The organism is Vagococcus fluvialis bH819 (genome assembly GCF_900163795.1).
Lineage (GTDB): Bacteria > Bacillota > Bacilli > Lactobacillales > Vagococcaceae > Vagococcus > Vagococcus fluvialis_A.
On sequence record NZ_FWFD01000007.1, the window covers coordinates 156854 to 182876 of the forward strand.

26 protein-coding genes and 1 riboswitch are annotated in these 26023 nt (G+C 33.6%); of the genes, 14 read left to right on the plus strand and 12 right to left on the minus strand.

All coding sequences use genetic code 11. From position 1 onward, the window contains the following. Window positions 1–396: 396 nt before the first annotated feature. Window positions 397–1161, minus strand: coding sequence for an AAC(3) family N-acetyltransferase (locus tag FM121_RS03465; protein ID WP_086950760.1), 765 nt, complete (start codon window positions 1159–1161; stop codon window positions 397–399). 21 nt (window positions 1162–1182) lie between these two features. Further along, complete coding sequence (gene yaaA, locus FM121_RS03470) at window positions 1183–1929, minus strand: peroxide stress protein YaaA (protein WP_086950761.1); 747 nt, start codon at window positions 1927–1929, stop codon at window positions 1183–1185. A gap of 194 nt (window positions 1930–2123) precedes the next feature. Beyond that, window positions 2124–2225, plus strand: a riboswitch (purine riboswitch). A gap of 51 nt (window positions 2226–2276) precedes the next feature. Here yaaA and FM121_RS03475 point away from each other — a divergent pair. The 9 genes from FM121_RS03475 to FM121_RS03515 all read left to right on the plus strand — a co-directional run bounded on the left by FM121_RS03475 (window position 2277) and on the right by FM121_RS03515 (window position 10144). Further along, on the plus strand, window positions 2277–3653 hold the full coding sequence (locus tag FM121_RS03475) for an NCS2 family permease (RefSeq protein WP_086950762.1): 1377 nt from the start codon (window positions 2277–2279) through the stop codon (window positions 3651–3653). 266 nt (window positions 3654–3919) lie between these two features. After that, window positions 3920–4909 (plus strand): LacI family DNA-binding transcriptional regulator, encoded by a 990-nt coding sequence (locus FM121_RS03480; protein ID WP_086950763.1) that lies wholly within the window; start codon window positions 3920–3922, stop codon window positions 4907–4909. A 173-nt stretch (window positions 4910–5082) separates the two neighbouring features. Beyond that, window positions 5083–5814 (plus strand): sugar phosphate isomerase/epimerase family protein, encoded by a 732-nt coding sequence (locus FM121_RS03485; protein ID WP_086950764.1) that lies wholly within the window; start codon window positions 5083–5085, stop codon window positions 5812–5814. Between the two features lie 2 nt (window positions 5815–5816). Beyond that, window positions 5817–6059, plus strand: coding sequence for a hypothetical protein (locus tag FM121_RS03490; RefSeq protein ID WP_086950765.1), 243 nt, complete (start codon window positions 5817–5819; stop codon window positions 6057–6059). Window positions 6060–6076: 17 nt separating this feature from the next. Next, window positions 6077–7348: a gluconate:proton symporter gene (locus FM121_RS03495; RefSeq protein WP_086950766.1), complete on the plus strand. Its 1272-nt coding sequence runs from the start codon at window positions 6077–6079 to the stop codon at window positions 7346–7348. A gap of 21 nt (window positions 7349–7369) precedes the next feature. Next, window positions 7370–8329 (plus strand): sugar kinase, encoded by a 960-nt coding sequence (locus tag FM121_RS03500; protein WP_086950767.1) that lies wholly within the window; start codon window positions 7370–7372, stop codon window positions 8327–8329. A 1-nt stretch (window position 8330) separates the two neighbouring features. Beyond that, entirely contained in the window at window positions 8331–8954 is a 624-nt protein-coding gene (locus FM121_RS03505) for an orotidine 5'-phosphate decarboxylase / HUMPS family protein (protein WP_086950768.1), read from the plus strand. Next, the gene (gene hxlB / locus FM121_RS03510) at window positions 8954–9496 is read left to right on the plus strand and encodes a 6-phospho-3-hexuloisomerase (protein WP_086950769.1); all 543 of its coding nucleotides are present in this window, start codon (window positions 8954–8956) and stop codon (window positions 9494–9496) included. The genes FM121_RS03505 and hxlB overlap by 1 nt, the downstream gene beginning before the upstream one ends. Before the next feature lie 15 nt (window positions 9497–9511). Further along, entirely contained in the window at window positions 9512–10144 is a 633-nt protein-coding gene (locus FM121_RS03515; protein WP_086950770.1) for a bifunctional 2-keto-4-hydroxyglutarate aldolase/2-keto-3-deoxy-6-phosphogluconate aldolase, read from the plus strand. A gap of 194 nt (window positions 10145–10338) precedes the next feature. Here the strand turns inward: FM121_RS03515 and FM121_RS03520 are convergent, their stop codons facing one another. From FM121_RS03520 to FM121_RS03530, 3 genes are read right to left on the minus strand one after another with little or no spacing between them, the layout of a single operon-like run. Further along, complete coding sequence (locus FM121_RS03520) at window positions 10339–11730, minus strand: sensor histidine kinase (RefSeq protein WP_086950771.1); 1392 nt, start codon at window positions 11728–11730, stop codon at window positions 10339–10341. Continuing rightward, window positions 11727–12410: a response regulator transcription factor gene (locus FM121_RS03525; RefSeq protein WP_086950772.1), complete on the minus strand. Its 684-nt coding sequence runs from the start codon at window positions 12408–12410 to the stop codon at window positions 11727–11729. The genes FM121_RS03520 and FM121_RS03525 overlap by 4 nt, the downstream gene beginning before the upstream one ends. A 10-nt stretch (window positions 12411–12420) precedes the next feature. Then, window positions 12421–13878, minus strand: coding sequence for a multicopper oxidase family protein (locus FM121_RS03530; RefSeq protein WP_086950773.1), 1458 nt, complete (start codon window positions 13876–13878; stop codon window positions 12421–12423). A 157-nt stretch (window positions 13879–14035) separates the two neighbouring features. On the opposite strand from FM121_RS03530, the gene FM121_RS03535 reads away from it, so the two are divergent. Together FM121_RS03535 and FM121_RS03540 are read left to right on the plus strand one after the other, a co-directional pair. Next, window positions 14036–14212: a DUF2933 domain-containing protein gene (locus FM121_RS03535; protein WP_086950774.1), complete on the plus strand. Its 177-nt coding sequence runs from the start codon at window positions 14036–14038 to the stop codon at window positions 14210–14212. 89 nt (window positions 14213–14301) lie between these two features. After that, complete coding sequence (locus FM121_RS03540) at window positions 14302–16398, plus strand: heavy metal translocating P-type ATPase (protein WP_086950775.1); 2097 nt, start codon at window positions 14302–14304, stop codon at window positions 16396–16398. Window positions 16399–16619: 221 nt separating this feature from the next. Here the strand turns inward: FM121_RS03540 and FM121_RS03545 are convergent, their stop codons facing one another. After that, complete coding sequence (locus FM121_RS03545) at window positions 16620–17750, minus strand: acyl-CoA dehydrogenase family protein (protein WP_086950776.1); 1131 nt, start codon at window positions 17748–17750, stop codon at window positions 16620–16622. Window positions 17751–17988: 238 nt separating this feature from the next. Between FM121_RS03545 and FM121_RS03550 the strand changes: the two genes are divergently transcribed. Further along, complete coding sequence (locus tag FM121_RS03550; RefSeq protein WP_086950777.1) at window positions 17989–20121, plus strand: HelD family protein; 2133 nt, start codon at window positions 17989–17991, stop codon at window positions 20119–20121. Between the two features lie 38 nt (window positions 20122–20159). Here the strand turns inward: FM121_RS03550 and FM121_RS14420 are convergent, their stop codons facing one another. From FM121_RS14420 to FM121_RS03565, 3 genes are read right to left on the minus strand one after another with little or no spacing between them, the layout of a single operon-like run. Continuing rightward, window positions 20160–20300 (minus strand): hypothetical protein, encoded by a 141-nt coding sequence (locus tag FM121_RS14420; protein WP_086950778.1) that lies wholly within the window; start codon window positions 20298–20300, stop codon window positions 20160–20162. Window positions 20301–20357: 57 nt separating this feature from the next. Then, window positions 20358–20924 (minus strand): NADPH-dependent FMN reductase, encoded by a 567-nt coding sequence (locus tag FM121_RS03560; protein ID WP_086950779.1) that lies wholly within the window; start codon window positions 20922–20924, stop codon window positions 20358–20360. After that, window positions 20924–22021: an LLM class flavin-dependent oxidoreductase gene (locus FM121_RS03565; RefSeq protein ID WP_086950780.1), complete on the minus strand. Its 1098-nt coding sequence runs from the start codon at window positions 22019–22021 to the stop codon at window positions 20924–20926. The genes FM121_RS03560 and FM121_RS03565 overlap by 1 nt, the downstream gene beginning before the upstream one ends. Window positions 22022–22167: 146 nt before the next feature. On the opposite strand from FM121_RS03565, the gene FM121_RS03570 reads away from it, so the two are divergent. Next, the gene (locus tag FM121_RS03570) at window positions 22168–22701 is read left to right on the plus strand and encodes a DUF1697 domain-containing protein (RefSeq protein ID WP_086950781.1); all 534 of its coding nucleotides are present in this window, start codon (window positions 22168–22170) and stop codon (window positions 22699–22701) included. Between the two features lie 76 nt (window positions 22702–22777). Beyond that, a complete protein-coding gene (locus tag FM121_RS03575) occupies window positions 22778–23080 on the plus strand; it encodes a hypothetical protein (RefSeq protein WP_143597057.1) in 303 nt (100 codons plus the stop codon). Window positions 23081–23295: 215 nt separating this feature from the next. Here FM121_RS03575 and FM121_RS03580 read toward each other — a convergent pair whose 3' ends face one another. The 3 genes from FM121_RS03580 to FM121_RS03590 all read right to left on the minus strand — a co-directional run bounded on the left by FM121_RS03580 (window position 23296) and on the right by FM121_RS03590 (window position 25989). Further along, entirely contained in the window at window positions 23296–24123 is an 828-nt protein-coding gene (locus FM121_RS03580; RefSeq protein ID WP_086950783.1) for a hypothetical protein, read from the minus strand. 461 nt (window positions 24124–24584) lie between these two features. Further along, window positions 24585–25787: a tyrosine-type recombinase/integrase gene (locus FM121_RS03585; protein WP_086950784.1), complete on the minus strand. Its 1203-nt coding sequence runs from the start codon at window positions 25785–25787 to the stop codon at window positions 24585–24587. Beyond that, complete coding sequence (locus tag FM121_RS03590) at window positions 25780–25989, minus strand: DUF3173 domain-containing protein (protein WP_086950785.1); 210 nt, start codon at window positions 25987–25989, stop codon at window positions 25780–25782. Before FM121_RS03590 ends, FM121_RS03585 begins: the two co-directional genes overlap by 8 nt. Window positions 25990–26023 lie beyond the last annotated feature (34 nt).

Sequence of the window (26023 nt, forward strand, 5' to 3'; positions counted from 1 at the left end):
AGATATTTTAATGGTTTCGGGAAAATAAATTGTTAGACAACTCCATTTTCAAATGATTTATGGATAAGTAATGGTCAGTGAAATTTCGATAATAATTTCTACGCTAGGTTAGTTTTCTTAGTATGGGTTGTTTAATTTAGAAAAAACAACTGAGAAAATAAAAAAACTATGATGTCCTATTTATGGTATGGAAATTTTATTTGGTGAAGATGAGTCAGTAGTTGTGAAAGAAATGGGAACATTTGGTTCGTTCACGGTGTTTTTCCCCACTCTGAAAATAACGCAGATAATTAAAACAAGTTGAAATAAAAATAGATCAAACTAAATTATTTTAATTAAACTCATCTAAATAAGCCTTTAAGGATACCGTAAACCGTTCCTCAAAGGCTTATTTTTCTATGTTCTTGGTCTTGGATCTGTAAAGTAAAGCATCTCTTCTTTATACTTAATGAGAGCTTTATCCCAAACTGCAGGGGAATTCATCACACAAGAAAGACCATTCAAAACGTTCCCTACTTTGTAATCAACATCCTCATCTAAAACATTTAGAACACGGTCATAACGTTGTTCAAAGCCATTAAAATCATGACGTAAGACGTTCATGGTTAAGGTTTCTCCGTCTTCTTTAACAATCGTATAAGGATAATTTTCAGTAAAAAGATATTCAGGTAATACTTTTTCTTCCACACCATGCATGCTAGTATTTCTAGCAAACGGTGCCCCTAACATGACAATTTTTCCACCACGACGGTAAACTTCACTTAAAGGCGAATTAACCCCAACAGGTGTGTGATCTTTGTAGTGATTTTCAGTAAATTCTTCCGCGTCTTTCCCCCATGCAGCTAGGCTGTGAGTTGGGTGTAAACTACGATAAACATTGTCAGATAAACGCATGGTTTCAGGAATAACACCAATACAAACAGGTGTATTCACCACATCAAACGTTGGATTTTCAGGTAACACATTTTTATAACTAAAGGTTGGAATAAGTAGTGTTCCTTCTGAAACTGTTTCTTTCAGTGCTTCAATGACAGCTTCTGGTCCCCCTTCAATTTGGTCGTCCACACGCAACGCATTGTAAGAAGAATGAACAACGATAATATCATCCTTTTCTACTCCTAAATTTCTTAAATCAGTGATAATTTGTTTTGGATCTAACATGAAATTCCTCCTAGAATTGACTTATTTTTGATAGAGAAAAACGAATTTATTTTCAGTTGAATGTTCATCAGAATAAAGATAATTAGGGTGATTAAATTGTTTGATACCATCAAGAGTGGTGACATTGTTTTCAGCTAAAAACCGAACCATCTCACCACGTGCCATTTTAGCTAAAGTGGCTTTAACTTTCAATCTACTCTCGATGATTTGTGCGAAAACAATCTCAATCATCGGTTGATTCTCATTAAGAAAAGGTGTGATTGTTTTAGAATACTCTTTTGAAGCCAAATTGATAATGGGTTCATTATTGTTTGATAAAAAATCGTAGAGACTATGACTCCAAAATTGGTAAAGATTGTTACAGCCATCTACAGATAGAGGGGCTTGCATCTCTAGACGATAAGGAATAATACCATCAAAAGGGCGTAAAATACCATAAAATCCAGAAAGAATACGTAAGTTATCTTGAAGATATCCGAGTTCAGTTTCTGTTAGTAAATCAGGTGCCATGTATTGATACTGGAGTCCCTTGTAGCTCATGATGGCTGGTACCGTATGTGACTTTAAATTAGCTACCTCGATTCGTTCATAATTTTCTTGGGCTAGTTTGTCATTACATTTCCAAAGAGCTTTAGCTTCTTGATAAGATAATTTTTTTAATTCAGTTAGGATTTTTGCTGTTTTATCTAAAAGTTGAGGCTGACTTTCTGGAAAGAAGAAGTCTTGTTCTGAATTCATTTGTTTTGTTGGAGAAATAATAATTTTCATAAAAAAACCGCCTTTATTGTCATCATCAATATTCTAACCTACCTATTAGGTAAAAGAAAGAAAAGCTGATTTTTATTTTTTAAGTCAGTTATTTCCCGATTTAACTCAATATGATAGCGCTAATTATTAACAATTTAATAATTTAGAGTTAATACGTTCGTTTTTTAACGTTGAAAATTTAAGTTAATCCTGTTATGATAACCAAATAAGAAAACCATATAGTTCTAGTAATACGGTCTAGAAGTCTCTACAAGTTACCCGTAAAGTAGCTTACTATGGCAAAGGTCAAGTTATGTCCTTCTGCCGTGACAGGTGGTTTTTCACTTTTTAGGAGGAGAGAAGGACACATGAAAGAAAAAATGGATCAATTTTTCGGAATTACCGAATCAGGGTCAACGTTTAAACGAGAAATAACAGGAGGATTTACAGCATTTTTAGCGATGTCCTACGTCATTTTTGTTAACCCGATTATTCTGGGTCAAGCAGGTATGCCAAAGGATGCAGTCTTTATGTCGACCATCATTTCATCAGCTATAGCCATGTTAATTATGGGCTTGTGGGCAAGATTTCCACTAGGTTTAGCTCCGTGTATGTCAATGAATGCTTTCTTTGCCTATTCAGTTGTACTGCAAATGGGAAAAAGTTGGGAAGAAGCGTTAGCAAGCGTATTAGTGGCTTCTGTGTTGTTTTTGATTTTAGCTTTTTCAGGTGCTAGATCAAAGATTATTAAAGCCATTCCAGTGACAGTTAAACAGGCTGGAACGGTTGGTCTGGGAATTTTTATTGCTTTTGTTAGTTTTAAAAATTCAGGCATTATTGTACCTGATGAGGGCATGTTTATTAAATTTGGTGGTTTTGACAATCCTAACGTAATCATTGCTTTCTTTGGAATTATGACGGCAGCTTTTTTCTTAGTTCGTAAAAATCAATACGCTGTTTTTTTAGGAATGATTGGAGCAGCAGTTTGTGGGTTGTTTATCCGACTAGGTGTTTCAATGAATTGGTTTCATCTTAGTGAAACCGTGGTAGCAAGCTTGCCACAATTACCTAAAGGTTCACCAGTTGTCGTACCAACAGGGCCTATGGAATCTATGTTAGATAATACTTTTTTAGTAGCTATTAAAAATTTAGATAAGATGTTATCACTAGATTCTATCATTATTATTTTAACGTTCTTATTTTTAGATTTTTTTGGAACAGCAACCACTCTATCTGCAGCAGCTACTCAAGTATCAGATATCAAACGAGAAAATTTTGAAGATAACAAACGTATTTATAGTGCCGACGCTTTAGGAACTTTCTTTGGCTCACTATTTGGCACATCAAGTCTTTCAACCTATATTGAATCAGTTTCAGGTATTATTGCTGGGGCTAGAACAGGCTTAATGAGTGTGGTAGTAGCAGGACTTTTCTTATTATCAGCCTTTTTCTATCCAGTGTTATCCCTTGTGACACCAGCTGTAACCACACCGGCTATGGTTGTGATTGGCATCTTTATGATGCAAAATATCACGAACATCAAATGGGATGGTGGTTTTGAAGAAATTATTCCTGCCTTCTTAACGATTGTCATGATGCCACTAACAGGATCAATTGCTTTGGGACTTGTATTAGGTTTTCTAGCTTATGAGCTCTGCATGATTTTTGCTGGTCGAATCAAAGAAATCCCAACAGTCATGCATGTAATTACGATTATATCAATTGCCTATCTGTTTACAGTGTAGAAATAAACAAGTCCTTCCCCACGATTTAATTTTGTGGTGAAGGACTTATTTTGAGTTTTTATTAAAGTATCCAGAGGACATACGACAAATTTTTAAATTTGCGCCAAATTTGACGTAAATTTAAAAATTTGTCGTATGTAGAAAGGGAATATTTCTAGATTAATTGAACTCTTCATATCAAAATAATTCTTTGATATTCTCCCTTTTTGTAGCTAATTATTGTACAATTAAGAATAAAGAAAAAGAAATGACTGAAGAGGTAAGCTATGAAAAAAAATGTGACGATTTCTGATGTTGCTAAACAAGCAGAAGTCTCTAAAACTACTATTTCAAGGTATTTAAATGGTCACTTTGGCAATATGTCTTCTGAAACAAAGGACCGAATAGAACAGGTTATTTCGGAGTTAAATTATCGACCTAATCGTCAAGCGCAAGCCTTGAAATCTAAACGGAGCTTTTTGATTGGTGTGATTGTTTCAGATATATCTAATATGTACTCATCACTCCTTTTAAAAGGAATTGGAGAAGTTTTAGGAGAGGCAGGCTACCAAATGATTATTATGGATGCTGCTAATTCAATTGAGAAAGAACAAGATTTATTACATAAATTAATTGATCAAAGTGTAGAAGGCATTATTCTACAGCCATCATTAAGAGAGGCCAGTCATTACCAATTTATCAAAGATGAAAATATCCCATTATTGTTAGTTGATAGAGGGATTGAACCGCTTATTTTTCCTTTAGTTACAACAGATAATGAAACGGCAACTAAAAAAATGATTAAACAAATTTTAGATAAACAATATGAACGTGTGGTGGTTGTAAGTGAACCATTAGCCGATATTGTTACAAGAGAAATTAGGTATCATTCTATTAAAGAAGTCGTTGAAACAAAGAATTGTTTGCTTAATTTAGTAGAGGTGACGAAAGAAACTAATTTAAATCATGAGATTGAAAAATGTTTGAAGTATCATGAAAAAACCGCGATTTTTGCTTCTAATGGTAAGATGTTAATGGAAATTTTAACAATCTTAATCACAGAAAAGATCGAATTACCTGATGAAATCGGTATTACAGGTTTTGATGATTGGAACCTTTCAGCCCTTGTCGGACCAGGAATTACAAGTATTGAGCAACAAACACAAGCGATTGGTAATGTTTCAGGAACGCAAATGTTATCTTATTTAGAAGATGAAACAAAAGAAAATGAAACTAAAATTGTTTCGGCTATAATAAGAACGAGAAATTCTATTTAATAAATGTTATTTAATAAAAAAAATAAAAGCATTCGCCGTTTAGGAAACCGATTTCCTAAACGGCGAATGCTTTTTATGATGTTTTTTAAAAAGAAAACGCTTGCTTTATTTGGTTAACCGGTTTACCATTTGTTTATAGAAACCGGTTAACCAATTGAAAGGACAGTGTAAAAATGAAATCTATCGTACTAAATTTATTAGTATTTAATCAACAATTTGTTGAAGGTAAGACACAAAAAGAACTTGTTGAAAAAGGAATTGAGTTAGGATTTAACCAAATAGAAGTCAGAAGAGAGTATTTTAGAGAGTTAAAAAGTGAGCTATTAGATATTAAAAAAATTGTAGATAAATCAAATATCAAGTTATTTTATAGCGTTCCTGAAGAAGTTTTTGTAATGGGTGAGATTAACCCTCATCTAACAGACTATCTTTTAGAAGCGAAAGAAATGGGTGCTCATCATATTAAGTTTAATATAGGTGATTTTGAGAATTATCATGGAAAACTAACAAAATTAAAAAAATTAACTGAATCTGGCATTAACGTCAGAATTGAAAATGACCAAACAGAAATTTCAGGAAAAATAAAAGCTATCGATGAATTTATGAAAGCGGTAACTCATGAAGGCATTGAAATAAGTTATGTGTATGATCTTGGAAATTGGCGTTTTGTTGGCGAGGATGAAAGAGAGGCAGCACAAAAACTAACAAAATATGTCACTTATATTCATGTTAAGGATGTTGAAAATTTATCAGGAAAACCTGTTGCAGCAGCTTTAGATCAGGGTGAGATTAATTGGCGAGAAATTTTAGACATATTACCAACAGAAATTCCAATCGCTATCGAATATCCAACAACTACCGATGAAGAAATAAAAACAGCTAAAAAATTATTAGAGGAAGTGTAACCATGGAAAATCAAACAAAAATCGATCCAGAAAAATTTGCCTATCATTTCGTAGATACGATCAAACGTCCCAATATGGGAACTGAGGAAATGGAAAAAGCAGCAAAAGAATCATTAGCAGCTTACTTAACAGCGTATTACATTGCTCAAAGATTTAATAATTTGGAGAATAATTTTTTTAAAGAAGAACAACATCATGAAGTGTCTACGTATCAAAAAATATTAAGTGAACTTAATCAATACTAACAAGGGGAGGTTTTATTGTGGCAAGTGCTATAACAGGAATTTTATTAATTATTACATTTGCAATATTTATTGTATATGCCATGAAAGGTGGTAACTTAACGGTTGGATTCTTTGTGATGGCAGTCTTATGGACAATCATCGGCATGGTTCCTTTTAATCAAGCGATTAAGGAAATTTTTACAGACCCAGTTTTAAATTACGGGAAAACAGCGTCCTATATCATTTTTGGCTCATGGTTTGGACGTGTGTTAGTTGATACAGGAATTGCTGGAAGTATTAGTCGACGAACGGAGAAGGTTGGCAAGAAAAGTCCAGTTATCGCAACCATTTTAATTGCGTTAGTTATTGCCTTAATATTCACTAGCTCTTATGGTGTGGGTTCAGCAATTGCAGTTGGTGTGATATTACTTCCTATTATGTTTTCCATGGGTGTTCCCAAACATATTGCTGTAACCGTTTTTACGATGTCAATTGGTGCGGCAATGTATGTTAATAATGTATTGTTTGTTCAATTTCAAGTATTCTTTCCTAAAGTTGAGTGGGGAAGTCACTATCAACGTTTTGGTTTTGTAGCAATGGGAATTCAAATGGCGATTGTTATTCTGTTTATCTTATTTAATGCAAAGAAAATAAAAAATGGACAAGCAGTCATTATTGCAGAAGAAGAAGGTGTAGAACAAGTGGAAGTGTCTAAATGGACCTACATCTTGCCAGTTCTTCCTGTTTTGTTAAGTATTTTTGCTAAATGGGATGCTATACCAGCTTTACTAATTTCAATTATTATTGCCTTTTTAACCACTGGTAATATGAAAAGCTACACTAGATTTGTAACAAAGATGAATGAAACAGCAAAACATGCGATTAGTGATATTGCTGGTCTCTTAATTATGTTATTTGTGTTAACTATGTTTCAATCAGCAGCGATTCATGCGATGTCAGGCTTTACGGATATTTTCCAAGCGATCTTACCAAGTAGTAAATTAGTTTTAGTCATCATAGTCGCAATAGTTGCTCCACTTTCTTACTTTAGAGGACCGTTAATGCTTTACGGAGCGGGAGCCGCTACTGCAGCGATCTTTGTTGGAACAGGGATGTTTGATCAATACTTTTTATACGGATTACTCGTAGTTCCTTCGATGATGGGTGTTTCAGCTTGTATTACCCAATCATGGAATTTATGGTCAGTTCAGTATGCAGAACTGGATACAAAAACATTTCTTTTAACAGGTCTACCTTGGGCATGGGTAGCCACGGTTTTAAATCTATTTGCCGCTTACTTTTTACTATAACAATTAATGGAGGAATGAATCATGAGTAAATTTTTAACAATCGGAGAACCAATTGCCCTTTTCGGGTCAGAGGAAGTCGATAAAAGTTTGAAGGATGCAAAACACTTTCAAAAATTTTTAGCAGGAGCAGAAGTTAATGTTGCTGTAGGTGTGTCAAGATATGGTCATAGTACAGAATATATTACGTCCTTAGGAAAAGATCCTTTTGGTGATTTTATAAAAGATCAATTAGTGGAAAATAATATCGGAACAAATTACATTTCTGAATCAGATGAATATTGGACAGCGTTTCAGTTAAAAGATCGTGTAAGTCACGGAGATCCAAGTATTCATTATTTTAGAAAAGGTTCGGCAGCAGCTCATTTCAAGAAAGAAAATTTAAATAAAATTGATTTTTCAGAAGTCAAAATGGCTCATTTATCAGGCATTTTCCCAGCCATTTCTAGTGATGCTTTAGAAAGTTTCAGGTACTTTGTTGAATTATTAGAAAAAAATCAAGTTAGAACAACTTTTGATCCGAATCTACGCCCACAACTATGGGAAAATCAAGAAATAATGGTCAAGACGATTAATGAATTAGCTTCTCATGCCAATATTATTTTACCAGGGATCAATGAAGGTGAGATTTTAGTTGGCAGTAGAGATCCTGAAGTAATTGCTGATTTTTATTTGGCTAACGGGAATCAAACTGAAGCGGTCATTGTTAAATTAGGAGCAGAAGGAGCGTTTGTTAAAGAGAGAAACGGAAACACTTTTGTTGTCAAAGGTTTTGAAGTAGCAGAAGTAGTGGATACAGTGGGAGCTGGTGACGGTTTTGCGGCTGGCGTAATTAGTGCCTTAATTGAAGGATTAAGCATAAAAGAGGCTGTTATCAGAGGAAATGCAACAGGAGCATTCGCCGTTCAAACACCAGGGGATAATGATGGTTACCCAACGCCTGATAGGTTAGAAAAATTTTTAGCAAAAGAAAAGGTGCTTTAAGATGAAATTACAAGTAGCTATAGACCGAGTAACTTTAGAAGAAGCAGTTGAGTTAGCTAGTCAATTAAATGGAAAAGTCGATATCATTGAGATGGGAACATCTTTAATCAAAGATTATGGCAACGAAGCGATTGTGAAGCTAAAAGAAGTATTACCAAATAGCCAACTTTTAGTAGATATTAAAACCATTGATGAAGGGCAATACGAATTTAGTCAGGGATTCAAACACGGTGCAGATATGTTAACGGTAATGGGAGCTGCATCTCTTGATACGATTAGATTATGTGAGCAAGTGGCTAAAGACTATCAAAAAACGATGATGATTGATTTATTAGAAGTGGAAAATTCTAAAATCGAGCAATTACAAGAATTTGAATCAGCTATTTTCTGTGTACATCACTCAATTGATAAGACAGATTCTTGGAATGTTGTGGAGACTGTAGCTGGGTTTAAAGAAAAATTTCCGCAGATTAAACGCTTAGCTATTGCTGGTGGTATTGATTTATTTCAAGCAGAGAAGCTTAAGAAACAAGGATTGATGGAAATTGTTATCGTAGGTTCAAGTATTACAAAAACAACAGAACCAGAAATCAAAGCTAAAAAATTTATGGAGGTTATTGTCTAATGGATGCAATTAAACTAGTAATGGAAGAAATAAATACGGTAATGAATTTAGTTGATGAGAAGGAACTAGATACAGCATTACCTTATTTTTCAAAAGAGAAACGAATTTTTATCACAGGAGCTGGTCGCAGTGGCTTTCAAGCGAAAGGCTTTGCGATGCGTTTAATGCATATCGGTTATACTGATTTTGTTTTGGGTGAAACAATCACGCCTTCAATTAAAGAAGGAGATACTTGGGTGGCTATCTCAGGTTCAGGCACAACTAAAGGAATCTTAATGGAAACAGAGGTAGCTAAAGAAAAAGGCCTTAAAATAATCGCTTTAACGAGTGCTAAAGAATCTAAATTAGCACAATTAGCGGATCATACAATTATTGTGCCAGGGGCAACTAAAACAGGTGCAGGTGTTAAATCACAACAACTACTCTCATCTTTATTTGATCAAACCGTCCATATTACATTAGATGCACTAACGTTAAAATTAGCAGAAAGAGATAATACCTCTAATCAAGAAGCTTTAGCAAGTCATGTCAATGTTGAATAAGAATCGAGGATAAACATGAAACGAGTGAATTTATTACTGAAATTAGAAGAGGCAGGTATTGTGGCAGTTGTTAGAAGTAAAACACAAAAAGAAGGACTATTAGTCAGTCAGAGTCTTTTGAATAACGGAATTAAGGCTATCGAAGTGACGCTAACAACCCCTAATGCTCTAGAAATAATTAAAGAACTACGAGAAATATCCAACGATGATGAAATTATTATTGGGGCTGGTACAGTGATTGATGAAAATATGGCAGCTATTGCGATACTTTCAGGAGCGGAATTTATTGTGAGCCCAGTTTTTGATTTAGAGGTTTGCAAGCTTTGCCACTTGTATCAAATCCCTTACATTCCGGGCTGTATGACTATATCAGAGATGAAAATAGCACTAAATTCAGGCGTCGATGTGATAAAATTATTTCCTAGTAATCATTATGAACCTACAATTATTTCAACCATTAAGTCCCCATTACCCCAAATAAATATCATGCCTAGTGGTGGCGTTAATTTAGACAATATAACTGACTGGTTAGAAGCAGGAGCTTTAATGATCAGTGTAGGTGGCGAGTTAACAAAGTCATCTGAAAATGTAGAGAATTTAGCTAAAAAGTATTTAGAAAAATTAAAAGAGTATCAAGAAAATAAATAAAAAAATAGTAAAAAAGACGTTTTGCTCCAGTTGTTTGGAGTTTAGCGCCTTTTTCACCACATTGTTTTAGTTAGGGTTCAAAAGGCAACTCCTACGACAACTTCAGAACTGCTAATCAATTCAAGAAGCACGAATTGTTTATCATTTCTTCCAGTTGTTTGGAGTTTGGCGCCTTTTTCACCACATTGTTTTAGTTATCTCATTGGTAACTCTATCTTAAATGTAGTTCCTAAACCAAGTTCACTTTCCACAGAAATAGTTCCATGATGACTATCAATAATGCTCTTAACAATCGATAACCCGATTCCCTGACCGCCTAAAGATCTGTTTCTAGAAGGATCAGTCATATAAAAGCGATTAAAAATAAAAGGTAAATGTTCGGTATCAATCCCAATCCCATTATCTTTGATATTAAGGTAGATAAGATGGGTATCGTGAGTCAATTGAAGTGTTATCTTACCATTTCTTTGTGTAAATTTAATAGCATTGTTCAAAATATTGGTCAACACTTGTTGTAATCTGTCCTTATCACCATGGAAGTTAATAGGTTCTCCAGTTAAAGTAAGGATTAAGTTTTTAGCTGCTATTTGGCTTGAAAAATTAGCAATAACAGATTGTGATAATTCATATAAATCGAAGGCTGTGATAGTTAAATTAGCCGTATTTTCTTTTACTTGATTGAGTAGTTCCAAATCATTGATTAAACGAGTTAAACGATCGACTTCATCATAACAAAGCTGTAACCTATCAGAATCTACTTTCCAAACACCATCAATCATTGCTTCAAGATTACCTTTTAAAGTAGCTAAAGGCGTTCTAAGTTCGTGAGAAATATCAGAAGTGAGCCTTTTTCTCAAGCTGTCCTGCTTATCTAATTGACGGCTTAAAGCGTTTAAGGAATCAATCAAAGAATTAATTTCATTGATTGTTGTTTCTTGTGGTAATTTTTCAGCATATTTTCCTAAAGTTAATTGATGGGTAAATTTGCTGACATGAGTTAAAGGTAAACTTAATTTTTCAGCCACCCATGAAGCAAAAAGAATCGAAATTAAAAGTGCTACTAAAGCGACAATTACTAGACTTTTCTTCATGCTAGCTATAAACATAGCGTCGTGTTCAGTGTAAGCAAAAGGTCCGTAATAATAGAATGTCACAAAACCAAGGGAATTGGTATTTCTTTTTAATTCTTTTGTCACAGAAATTTCCTTATTTAAATTTGCACTCTTAGTGTTAGATACAATTTTTGCATGTTTTTTTAATTTAGCTTTTGTTTCTGTTAGTTTGTTTTCTTCCTGTTTCCAAATAATACTATTATCTGGAGAAGAAATTGAAAAATAGAGATAATCTTTATCAGCTTTTTGGGACAAATCACTTAAAGCTGTTTCGTCCCATTTATTTTGACTACTATCAAAAAGAAAAGTAATGGAGTCAGTGTATTGATTAAGTAAATCATTTTGTTTTTCTTTCACATATTGGTTGAAATGATTATTCATTAATGACAAAGTAATCATACTTAAGGAACCAATAATTAGAGTAGTAATAGCTAAGAAAGAAACAATGAGTTGTGTTTTAATAGAACGTTTCATTTTACGTCACTACCAAATCGGTACCCGACACCGTGGACTGTCAGAATATATTTAGGCACTTTAGGATTGAGTTCGATTTTGTGTCTCAAATTCTTCACATGAGAATCAATACTTCGATCAAAGCCCTCAAAATCATAACCTTTTACAGTTTCAATTAAATCACTACGAGAAAAAACTTTTGTAGGATTACTTGCCAAAGTGTAAAAGATATCAAACTCAGAAGCCGTTAGTTTAATTTCATTACCCATTCGAATAACTTGCCTAGCTTCAACATAAATCATCAACTCTTTATTGATAACTATTGTCTTTATTTCTTCACGAGTAGGAACACGTCGTAAGACAGTTTCAATCCGAGCAACTAATTCTTTAGGACTAAAAGGTTTCACCATATAGTCATCTGCTCCAAGACGCAACCCAGTTAAAATATCATCCTCTTTTGATTTTGCTGTTAACATAATAATTGGAGTTTCAGATGCTTCTCTGATTTTTTTTGCCACACTTAAGCCGTCAATATCAGGTAACATTAAATCTAAAACGACTAAATCAGGAGAGTGTTGCTCGAATTTTTCAAGCGCCATTATACCGTTGTTAGCTGTAATAACAGTATAATGACTCGCTACTAAGTACGCATCGATTATCTCTAAAATATTAGGTTCATCATCTACAATTAATATTTTCATAGTATCTCCTTTAACTAACTTCTAATTGCCCCATCATGCCATTTTCTTCGTGTTCTAGTATATGACAATGATACATGAAAACACCTTTTTTATCGAATGAGATGAGTAATTTAATTTGTTCGTCAGGATTAACAAGGACAGTATCTTTCCATCCTTTCTCATTTTCATTAGGTTTTTGACCATTTCTGGAGATAATTTGAAACTGAACACCATGGATATGGAAAGGATGAATCATACCTCCCATCATATTTGAGATATTGTTTACTTCCCAAACTTCTTTTGTGTTAAATGGCGCCTTCAAATTGATTTTATCCCGGTCAAAAGTCTCACCGTTGATACTTACCATATGTGACATTCCTTTTAAATCAATGGTTTGTTTTTTTAATGAAGTAAGAGTATTCTCCTCAATTTCATTTACTTGATTGAGGGGTTGATTAATTAAAATATTTTGGTCAGTTTTTTTATTTGTTAAATTCATTTGAAGGGCAACGGTCCCATTAACTAAAAGATTGAGTTTTTCTTTATTCTGACTTTGATCTGTGTTGATAAGGATCTCAGCACGTTCTCCAGGAGATAAAGTTAATGATTTTAATTCTTGTGACTGATTTAAAAAACCACCATCTGTAGCAATCTGATAAAACGACTGATTATTTTCCAAATTATACGTAAAATTAGTGGCATTAGAACCATTAACTAGTCGGTAGCGAACCCATGTTGTTGTGATTTCAACGTACGGAGAGAGTGAGCCATTTATTAAGAGTGTATCTCCTTTTGTGCCATCGTCTCGTGCTGATTGATTGTAATCAATTTGATTATTTTTATCAAAATAACGATCCTGAGTAATCAAAGGAAAATCATCTACACCGTACTCTTTAGGCAAATTCAGCTCGTCTGAATGATCATCTTCAACATATAAAAGTCCGGCAAGACCACGGTAAACTTGAGAGGCAGTTTTACCTTCAGGGTGAGGATGAAACCACAGTGTGGCAGCTTCTTGATCCACTTTAAAGGAAATTTTTTCTTTTGATCTTGGTGGAACTAATTGATGAGGTCCACCATCAGATTCGGCACTTGTTTTTAAACCGTGCCAGTGAAAGGAAGTCTCCTCGTCAAGGGTATTTTCAGTGTTAATGACTACTTCTTGTCCTTGTCTTACTTTTATAATAGGCCCAAGTAAATCACCATTGTAACCAAGTGTTTTTGTTTTAGCTCCCTTCAATATGGAGGTGTCTCCTTGTTGTGTTTTTAACTCATACTCGACTCTTTCTTTTGTTTCTGAAGTTGGTTCTAAAAGTGGTGGTACTGGTAAAGCCTTCTTAGTAGTCTCTGTTCTCACTTCTAGATGAGGCTTATCTTCACTGTGCATTTGTTTCATACCAGATAAATCCCAATTACGATATCCCCATAAACCAAGTAGTAGAATAGCTGTCAGGGAACTAATGAAGATGAGCTGTTTTTTGTTTTTCATAGTCAAATCTCCTAAAATTATATTTTGATAACATCATAGTAGAAAATAATTGTGTAGATAATATGGAGCAAGTTATTTTTTCTCCATATTATCTACATATTTCACTGTTAGATTAAATTTATTGAAACAAGATGTTAGAGGAAAAGGAGGAAATATTATGGCATGGTGGTTACTACTTTTAATATGTCCATTGATGATGATTTTTATGATGAAAGGAATGCATGGCGGGCATGGAAATCATCAAGAGGTCAGTCAAGAGGATTTTGAAGAATTAAAAACAAAGAATCAACAGTTGAGCCAGGAATTAAATGAAATAAAATCAAAGTTGAAGTAAGAGATGGATTGTTTGACAAAATAATTAGATTAGTTAAAATAAAGATATAAACAATTTACGTTTGTAGATTATAAAAAGGAGGAGTTATTATGTCGAAAGAAGTAGATCATAGTAGTATGTCACATGAAGAACATCACGAACATAGCCATCATCATAAGATGGATGATAAAGGACATGAGTCACATCATGATCATCACAATCACTCAGAAGGAATGGATCACTCATCACATATGGGTAACTTAAAACAAAAATTTTTCATCTCACTTATTTTATCTATTCCGATTATTTTATTATCCCCGATGATGGGAAAACAATTACCTTTCCAATTTACATTTGAAGGGTCAGACTGGTTAGTGTTAATTTTAGCTTCTATCTTATTCTTTTATGGAGGAATGCCATTTTTAAAGGGTGCTAAAATGGAATTAGCAGCTAAAAACCCAGCAATGATGACTCTGATTTCTCTAGGAATTTCAGTTGCGTATGTTTACAGTGTCTATGCGTTTATTGCTAATAACTTACTAAATAGCCCAACTCATGTAATGGATTTCTTTTGGGAACTTGCAACCTTAATTCTAATCATGTTACTAGGTCACTGGATTGAGATGAATGCGGTTAGTAATGCAGGAAATGCCCTCCAAAAAATGGCTGAGCTACTACCTAATTTAGCAACGGTTGTTTTAGAGGACGGAAGGACAAAGGAAGTATCGTTAAAAGAAGTTCAAGTTGGTCAAAAGGTGTTAGTAAAAGCTGGAGAAAAAGTGCCAACAGACGGTGTGATCATTGAAGGACAGACGTCTATTAACGAATCTATGGTGACAGGTGAATCTAAAGATGTGGTTAAAAGCATTCACGATAATGTTATTGGAGGATCTGTTAATGGTTCTGGTGCTGTTACAATAGAAGTAACAGGAACAGGGGAGTCTGGTTACTTATCACAAGTTATGGAACTAGTAGGAAATGCTCAGAAAGAAAAATCTCGTGTCGAATCGTTATCAGATAGAGTCGCTAAAATGTTGTTCTATGTTGCTCTAGTTGTGGGATTAGCAGCCTTTATTATTTGGTACTGGTTAACGAAAGATTTAAATATTGCTTTAGAGCGAATGGTTACTGTTTTGATTATTGCATGTCCTCACGCATTAGGTTTAGCTATTCCACTTGTGACCGCTAAATCAACATCTTTAGGAGCAAAAAATGGTCTTTTAATTAAGAATCGTCAAGCTTTAGAAGTGGCAAAAAAAGTCGATGTGATTATGATGGATAAAACAGGAACCCTGACAGAAGGTAATTTTGCTGTTAATGAGTATCTAACATTTAGTTCAAATCACACAAACGAAGACGTTCTTTCTTTAATGGCAGCTTTGGAACAAAATTCAAGTCATCCTCTATCTGTGGGGGTGCTAAAGAAAATGTCTGAGTTAAAGTTATCCCCTCCATTAGCAACAGATATCACCAATTTGCCTGGAATTGGAATGGAAGGAACTGTGAATAATCAAGACGTTAAAATTGTTAGTGTTTCCTACATGAGACAACAAAAAATTGGTTTTGATGAAAAGCAGTTTGATGAATTATCTAGTAAGGGCAACTCAGTCAGTTTTTTACTTGTAGATAATAAGAATGTTGGTTTAGTTGCTCAAGGTGATCAAATCAAATCAGAAGCCAAAGAAATGATTAATAATCTATTATCTCAAGGCATCAAACCTGTTATGTTAACAGGAGACAATGCGCAAGTTGCAAAAGTCGTTGCGAAACAACTTGGTATTGAAGCGGTCCATGCTGAATTAATGCCAGAAGATAAAGAAAAAATAGTGAAAGAATATAAAGACAAAGGGTTAGTTGTTATGATGGTTGGAGATGGTGTGAATGACGCACCAGGATTAGTCCGAGCAGATATCGGTGTTGCTATTGGTGCTGGAACAGATGTAGCAATTGATTCAGCCGATGTTATTTTAGTTAAAAGTAACCCTTTTGACATTTTACATTTTTTATCATTATCAAAAAATACGCAACGCAAAATGGTTCAAAATTTATGGTGGGGAGCTGGCTATAACATTCTAGCTATCCCACTAGCAGCAGGTGTCGCAGCTGGTATTGGCATTATTTTAAGTCCAGCAGTTGGAGCAATTTTGATGTCATTTAGTACGGTGATTGTGGCCATTAATGCCATGTTACTTAGAATTAAAGAATAATTTTAAGAAAAACCCCATTAATCCCTAAATCTAAACAAGAGGGTGGGTCAAAAGTCGTTTTGCTCTGAGCAACTGGAGGCAAAAACGAACAATCGATCTTTTTGATTGATCGTTTTTGGTGAAGTTGTCGTAAGAGTAGACTTTTTATCCCCTGACTATTAAAAAAAATTCATATAAATAAAAATGAGACTGACATTTAGGTCATTCTCATTTTTATTTATTTATATTATCGGTTGATCACTAATGCCTCTTCCAACCCAAGTTTTAAGAACGTCGATGGAAGGAAACATGACTTGACTGGCAAATGAATCACGTAATAACATTTCAATTGGTCCTTGTTTATTGTAAGCATGACCACCACCAACTCGCATTGCTAGACGAGCCGCTTCAATCGCATTTTCAGAAGCAATAATACGAGCGGTCATGATTTTAATCAGACCATCAGTTTCTTCATTCATTAAAGAGTCAACGGCATTATCCAAACTTGACTTGGCGCTCAACATACTAGCGTAAATATTAGCTAGATGGATTTGAACTGTCTCGATATTGGCTAAATTTTTGTCCGGATAATTACGAGAGAGAGCATGCTCAACTGTAGCCTCTAAAATCGTTTGAGTCATCCCAGAATAGACACCTGCTAACCCAGTCATAAAATAAATCACATCAATATTGACAGGATATTTTTGATTGGCCTTCTCACGGTCTATGTAAACGGCAAATTGATTATCAAGCCTCATATTCTCCATTACCATTGGACAAGAGATATTGCCTCGCATGCCAAGACCATTCCAATCATTCTCTTTAAAACTTAAACCTTCCGTTTCATAAGGAACTAACCAGTTAACAGCACGATTTTGATCATCATTTGGTACAGAAATCAGGTAATAATCAGCATAGTTAGCTGAAGTAATCATACTTTTAGTGCCATTAATAATGGAATGATCTTCAAAATTTTGAACACTAGTTTCCGATTTAAAGACATGAACGCCAGTACCAAATTCACTTCTAGCAAGGGAAAGCATTTTGTTATTTTCAACAACTTCTGTCGTGATAAAGTCTTTCAACTCGGGACTTCCAAAAGTTAAAATAAACTTAAGAGCAACATTGTGCATGGTATAGCATAAACCAACAGTGGCAGAACCTTCACCAAAAGCTTGACTAACATAAGCTTGGGCATCAATTCCAGCACCGTCTCCACCGTGTTCTTTTGGAATGATTAATTTTAAAAAGCCATTTTCAGCAATTAAATCCATAATTTCTCTTGGAAAAACACCTTCAGCATCAATTTTTTGAGCGAAAGGGGCAATGTGTTGATTAGAAAATTCTTTTGCTTTGATATAATATTGATTCATAAAAAAACTCCTTTATGTTTTAAATGGAAACAGATTTGTTATTCATTAAACTATCTTCATATTATCTTAGGTAAGATTAGTTTGCAATTGTTTTCACATGAATAATTAGTTAGGAATTAGTAAGTAATAAGAGGAGTTGCTTCATGGGTTTGTAAGAAAAAGAAAGGGAGAATAAACTGGTTTTTTAGTCTAAATGGTAGTAGTATATAACTTCAAGCAAAAATAGGAGCGTGTGTCCATGACAATTCAAGCATTAGAACAGGAACAATTAGCATTTACGTATAAAAAGTTACTACTAGCACAACAAGAATGTGATGTTTTACTTCAAAAAGAATTAGAGCAAGGTAAACGTGATCTTGACGTAAGTGGCGATGATATCAGAATGAGTAATGATAACTGGGGTGATCGTTTAGATTCTTTTGCAGTAATTGAAATGAAGAATAGAGAAATGGATCAGCGTCGTTTTTCAATTCAAATGGCAGAAAAAAAATTAAATCAGATTAATCGTTTATTGGTTTCACCTTATTTTGGAAAGATTGACATTCTCTTCGATGAGGATGAGGAAATTGAGCCTTTTTATATCGGTATTAATGGATTTACTGATGAAAATCATACAAATTTAATTTACGATTGGCGTTCACCCATCGCTGAATTATTTTATAATAATGAGCTAGGGGATTCTTCTTACGAAGTCAATAATAATGAAATTCCTGTGAGTATTGAAAATAGGAGACAATTGGTCACTGAAAGAGATGAGCTGAAATTTGTTTTTGATACAGCTGTTTCGATTGATGATGAAGTGCTGTTGTCGGTTTTAGAAAAAGATGCCACAAGTGCGATGCAAGATATCACCGCCTCTATCCAAAAAGAACAAAACTTAATTATTAGAGATGAAAAATATCCAATTATTTTAGTAAATGGTGTGGCAGGAAGTGGAAAAACTTCGGTTATTATGCAGCGAATTGCTTATTTATTATATCGAAATAGACAAGATATTAATGAAAATGATGTCTTGATTTTATCACCGAATGAAAGTTTTATTAAATATGTCTCAGAAGTTTTACCATCACTAGGTGAAAAAAACCCACTTAATTTAACCTTTAGAGGGTTACTATCTCAGTTCACATTAGAGGAAACGGAAACAGAAGAAGATTATTTCAACCGTGTGACTCAAGCAGAAGTGACAGAACAAACAGAAATTTTGCGTAGTCATGATTTTATTAAGTTCTTGAAAGAAAAAGGTAACGAGGTGTTGTTAACTTCGGAATTACCTGTCCACTCAATTAAACTACAGGATGAAGTTATTATTGATAAAGAAAAAATTCTGGATTACTTTAAAAATACACCTAAATCAGCTTCATTTTTAGAATGTGTTCAGGGCGTAAAAATGCATTTAGACAGTCTGTGGGAAGAAACAATCGCAAAAGAATCACTAGAATCAAAAAACCAAGATCAACTTCAATTACTCTCAGAACAAGAACAACGCCAATTGTTTGGCAAGTTAATTCCAGATACAGAAGAACAAATTATGCGCTACACGAAAAAAATGCTTAGAAAAAAATATCGTTCTATCCCAGAAAAAATTAAAGAATTAGACTGGTTAGATACTCAAAAATTAATGGAGATACTATACCAAGAATATACAGGTAAAACGTATCAAACCGAAGTGGAAAACGTGGATTCGGAAGTTATTTATCTCTTAACACAACATTTATTTGTTGAAAAATTATTTGTTCCTAGATTGAAATTTTTATTTATTGATGAAGTGCAAGACTATACACCAGCCCAAATCTGCTTTATCAAAGAACTATTTCCAAAAGCCAAAATAACCATGGTGGGAGATGAAGATCAAGGGATTTTTAACTCGGTGATTGATTTCTCACAAATCGAAACAATCATGGAGAGCTATCAAGGAGAGCCACAAACATATAATTTACAAAAAAGTTATCGTTCAAGTGGCTTGATTACTCAAACTTTCAATCAACTAAGAGGAAAAAGAGCGGAAGAAATTATTCCAATCCAACCACTAGGAGAAGCACCTATTTTTGTATCACTTCCTGAAATTGGAAGCTTTAAACAGTTGATTGAAACCAATGATTTAACCAGTGCAATGATTATTACTAAAACGATCGAACAAGAAAAGCAATTAGTTAACGAACTAGGTGATGATTATTTAAGAAGTCGAAAATTAACAGTGACACCAGTCAGTTTAGCTAAAGGTTTGGAGTTTGATCATGTGATACTTTATGATGTTTCTAAAGAAAATTATCAGACAGCACAAGACAAACGGTTACTTTATACGGCTGTTTCAAGAGCCATGAAAACCTTAATGATTACGTATCAAAATGATTTAGTAGATTGGTTGAAGTAAAAAATAGATTGAGGATGACTCAGAAAGTCATCTTCAATCTATTTTTTCTTTTTATTCTTTAAATATTTCTCGCGTAGAGCTTGTAATTCTTGTTTTTTATCTGCTTTTTCAGGTAGATTCTTTTCGTGATATTTTGTCACAGAAGCTTGTCCTTTTGTATCTAATTGATATTTTCCCATTGTGTTCACCTACTTATCTTACCAATATAATATACCTTATTTTGGCAAGATAAAACACTAAAAACCATAATCTTCTTCAGTTTCTTGCCAAATTTTTTGATAAGAAGTAGCTAAAACAACCGTATTTTCAATCAAATTATCCATTCTAAAAAGAACTTCATCATTCACAATTTTTTGTTGGATGACATCGGTATCTTTAACGAAAACATAGTTTGGTACAATATTTGCTTTCATATAGCCGAGAATAGGCTTTAACTGAATTTCAGCAACTAGGAAGTGCTTATCAGATCCAGCTGTCATGACAATTCCTACTGTTTTCTTTTCTAATGCTTTTTGAGGAAGTAAATCAAAAATATTCTTCAATGTAGCAGGAATAGAGGCTTGAAAAGTGGGGGATCCGATAAAAATAATATCAGCCATCATAATTTCTCTGACGACAAATCCTGTATCACCATCATAATCTAAGTAGTTACGACCATCACTAAAATCAATCGATAATTCTTTTAAATCAATAAAAGTCGTTTCATGATCAGGATATTTTTCATGATATTTACCTTGAATTTCTTTTAAACTGACTAACGTTTTACTACCTACTTTGGAACCTTGTAAAAAGACTGTTTTCATTAGTTATTCTCCTTTGGTGTAGTATATTTTCTAACGGCAGGGAGAACTTTGTTTCCAAGCACATCGATATTTTCCATGATTTTTTCAAAAGGTACACCTCCAAAGTCTAATTGTGCCATATAGCGTTGATGGCCGAACTCCTCATGTTGATAAATGATTTTCTCGATTACTTGATTCACTTCTCCGATATTCATGACACTTTTAGGATCTCTTGCATGGGCAAATGCTTGCTTTGGAAATCCTTGCCCATTGGATTTAAAAATACCGTGATTCACATGAGGGTAAAATTCTCTTAAAGCAGTATCCATATCTTTGGCAATATAAAATAGGCCACCAGCAGCAACAGGTAGTTCATTTTCATCGAATCCGGCCATTCGTGCAGATTCTCTGTAAACATCAATCGTTCGTTTAAAACTACTAACAGGTCCACCTAGCATCGCAATGTTCATAGGAACGCCAGCATGACCAGCTTTTACAGCGCTACTTTCACCACCACCAACGGCACGCCAAATAGGTAAATGATTATTGATAGGTCGGGGTAAAATCAATGCATCCTCTAAAGGCGCTCTAAAATTACCTTGCCAAGTAATTCGTTCTTGACGGTTTAATTGTAAAAGTAAATCAAATTTCTCCTCAAAAAGTTCTTCGTAATTATTCAAGTCAAATCCTAGTAATTTAAATAAACCTATTCTAGAAGCACGTCCGCCAACGATTTCAATTCGACCATTCGATAATAAGTCGAGTGTCGAAAAATTTTCAAAGACACGAACAGGATCAGAGGTACTCATAATCGTTGCCCCACTGGATATTTTTATTTTTTTAGTTGCCTCAGCTATCGCGCCTAAAATAACCGCATGGGCTTGAGAAACAAATCCTTCTTGGTGACTTTCACCTAACATAAAGACATCAAGTCCAGCTTGTTCAGATAAAACAGCCATTTCTTTAATTTGATTAATTCGCTCTTGAGCTGTCAAGATATCATTTGTATGAGGATTGAGTAAATGTTCACCAAGAGAATAAACACCAAATTCTAATCCTTTTTTTTGATCAAAAATGGGTAATGTATTAGGAATTTTTTTGTAAGTTTTAGTTGTCATAAAATAAGCCTTCTTTCAAAATTGTTTTAGTAAATGTATTATAAATGAATAACTTACAAAAAGTAAGTTATCTGCTTATTAAAAAATAATTTAGATAGAAATGTTATAATAGTAGGAATCAAGAGCTTTTTAAAAGGAGAAATAACATGGAATTTATCGCATTACTACGAGGAGTGACACCTGTGGGGAAAAATAGAATACCTAAAATGTCTTACTTAGCAGAAATTTTAGAAACAGCAGAAATGAAACAAGTGAGAACTTATATTCAAAGCGGCAATGTTTTGTTAACGACAGAGATGAGTAAACAAGAAACAAGAAAAAAAATACATGATATTATCAAAGAAAAAATTGGGGCTGATTTATCAGTTATCATTAAAACAAAGTCAGAGTTAGAAGTTGCAATTACTGAAAATCCTTTTGATGAAACTTATGATTACTCGAGAATTCATTTAGTTTTTACAAATGATGAAATGAACCAAGAAAAGATAGCTATCATAAAAAATATGACCTTTCAAATGGAAGAGTTTTATCAAGGAAGCCAGTGTTTATATATTTACTTGCCCCGTGAAGCACCTAAAAAGAAATTGAATACTAATTTTTTGGAGAAAAAATTAGGAATAGTTGCGACGATGAGGAAGATGAGTGTGGTGGAGAAGTTGAGTGGGATGGTGGGGGAGTGAGGATTAGATTGTTTTAGTAAACTTAATAAAATAGGGTGAGATTGTAGAAAATGGTCGAATACCCATTAAAGATTTAGTGCCATCATTGCTAGCTTTATCAGAAGCATTGCATAATTCAAAAGAAATAATCAATCCCACTGCTGATTCTATATCACTAGACATTAATACAACAGAAAAAGGTTCGTTTGTCATGGACTTGATTTTAGCTAACGGCACTGATTTATTGACGAAAATACTTGATTTACTTGCAGGAAAAGAATCAGATGATATCCAGTTTAGTTCGACCGATGTTTTAAAAGTAGAGCTAGAAATTTCTCAGTTTTTAAATAAAGAAGGCACTTTAAAGAGTGAATATATTGATGAACTACTATACTTGTAAATAGAATATCATGGTTATTTTTTAGGTGTAAATTTGGTGTTTTTAAGTTTAAAAATAAAACCTACTGAAATTCTAGGTATGAGATTATCTAATCTAAATATTGAATTGGAAATACTTTTCTATACAAAATTTATAAGGTATTTATTTTATTTCCAATCACTTCCAAACAAAAAAACGTAAGGTTTCTCTTACGTTTTTTAGATAGCTTATTAATTTTAAACTGCTTTAATTCTTCTAAATGATTGCTCGGCTTTTCCAGTATGTAATTGCCATGTATGCCAAAATACGAATGGTAATGCAATAACTGCATTGGCAATTCCCCAGTATTTCATTACATCTGGGTTAAACCAAGTACTTGAATTCATAATTTTAGGGAACAATTCTGGTACAATTGCACGAATTAAAAGGTGTGTTGCTAGTGTGTAAACTCGGGCAATCACATATAATTCTGGACGTCCTTTGATAATTGGATACACTTCTGCGGCTAGTAAAATGCAGATTGAACTTGCGAAGAATGTAGCACCTTCTGCGTAAACAAAAGCCATATTCCATGTTGTATACAAGAAGTTCCACATAATTGTTGTATAAACTAAAAGGTCACCATTGTTTTTATTTTCAATATTCCAATATTTTGGTGCATATGGAATAGTAATGCATAAGATAATCCCCGCCAAAGCATTATAAAAATTACCCATTTGTAAGTCTTTGATGGTTGCTTCAGTAATATTGAGGAATAAAATGCCATATAAAAACCACAACATCCAATTCTTTCTTAAGAAACTCCAAATGCCACCTATTTTATTATCAGCATTCGCAACTCTACCAAAACCAAGGACAATTGTTGGCAAGATAACGCTTAATATTTTTACCCATCTAAACCAACCCGATACGCCACCTGTCATAATCCATAATGGAAAAGTTAGCAACGTCGCTGCCCAAAACCAACTAGAAAAACGATACTTCTTTCTCATGATGTCTACAATTAACATTAAAATACTAATGTAAACAAGCATTGATACCCCATACTTCAAAACTAATCCCATTTTATCTCTCCTTAATAATCGATAATAAAAAAAATGTGTTTTAATACATCCTTGATTATAGCAGAAGTTTTCAAATATTAAATGAGACCCTCATCAAAAATTATGATAGTTTTATTAGAAAAATACTCTTATTTCTTATGTTTTAGCAACGCCGTCAATTGTTTTTTACTGATAGTTATTCAGTCAGTATCATCTAAATTTTCTAAGAATAAGAACGATCTCTCTATCTAGTTGTATTTGAATTTTCATTATTCTTCATTTCTAAAATAAATTGGTTGGGAACCAATTTTTATTTTGTCTTTTAGTATCTAGATATTAAAAAAGGAATGCTATAAAATCAGCATTCCCATTCCTTATCATATATATATTTTATTCCCACTCGATGTAATTAATTCTTTATAAAGGCTATCAAATCAACCATCTTTTTGGAAAAAACTCCATTTGGCAGGGAATTGGCAGGGCTATAATTTTACAGCTTGGTTCCCGTTAAATTTCATTTTTGACTCTGTTGAATAGTTAAATTTAATGTTTCCAGTCATTTGTTCAGCAATACCTTCATCGTTTCTTCCCCATAAATGAGCGTAGTGCTTTAAAGTTATTTCAGGACTAGAATGACCTAATCTCTTTGAAACAACTAGAATATCCGCGTTAAACTCGTTTATAAGGTAGCTTACATGTGAATGTCTAAGTCCTTTACCTTGAACGACAGGTACGTTAGATATCTTTGCGTATCGCTGTATAATTCTTTGTACTGTAGAGCGGTACAAGGGAAGGTCAGTGTAGCTAAAAATGAATGTATGAACACTATGCTCTTTTTGGATTTGTTGCCATCTCTTTAAAATAGTAACAGTGTCATCATCAAGAGAGATAATCCTCATACCACTTGCAGTCTTCGTATAAGGTTTTTGTTGAAAGTTACTCTGATTCTTCATCTCTAAAGTATGATGAATTCTCATTTTTTTCTTTTTAAAGTCAATATCAGACCAAGTTAATGCTAAACCTTCACTAACTCTGATACCTGTCATATAGTATACCCATAGCATAACGAACGACATGTGTTCATAAAAATCATCAATACAAATACTAGATAATACACATTGGAAATCTTCCTTTGTCCAATAAGCAGTGATGGATTTTCCTTTTGAAATAGCTTTGGTTCTTTTTGAAATATTAATATCGATGATTTGCAGAGTGACAGCGTAGTCTAACGTCTTACGAAACATTCCATATAAGAGAGAAGAGTAGCCTTGAGAATAGCCACTATCATTTAATAACCACATACGGTATTTTTCACAGTCAGTGACACTAATATCCCTTATTTTGGTATTGCCAAACCATTCTTTGATTTGATGGAGACCATGCTGTCTAGAATCCCATGTGCTATTTTCAACATGAGATTTATAATAAGGGATATAAGTGTTTGACATAAATAAATCATAAGTTAGGTCATAGTTAGCAAACCCATTTGACAAAAGGTAATCATTTTTAATTCTTGTAAGTTCTTTATATGCATCATGAGCAGAAGAGAAAGGTTTACCAAATTGATCTTTTCTTGATTTTGTTTGAATTCTTTTTCCTGTAGTTTTATCTAAACCTAGTTCCGCTTGATAAAAAAATTTACCATTTTTATCGGAATAAACTCCAACATACTTTGTTTTAGCCATTAATAATGTCTCCTTCAAGAGAAACACCTATTATTTCTTCTACAACATTTTTGGGAACATGACCAAGTCTTTTATTATTGTAAAACGGATAACCTCTTTGTACCATAACTTGCTTTGCTTGTCTAATGATAGTAGAAGCAGTGTGAGGAAGATATCCTAGTTGTTCAAGATTTCTTTTAGTAACAATGTTTGAATTTACCAAAATCTCACTTCCTTATTATTTATTGATATGAGAT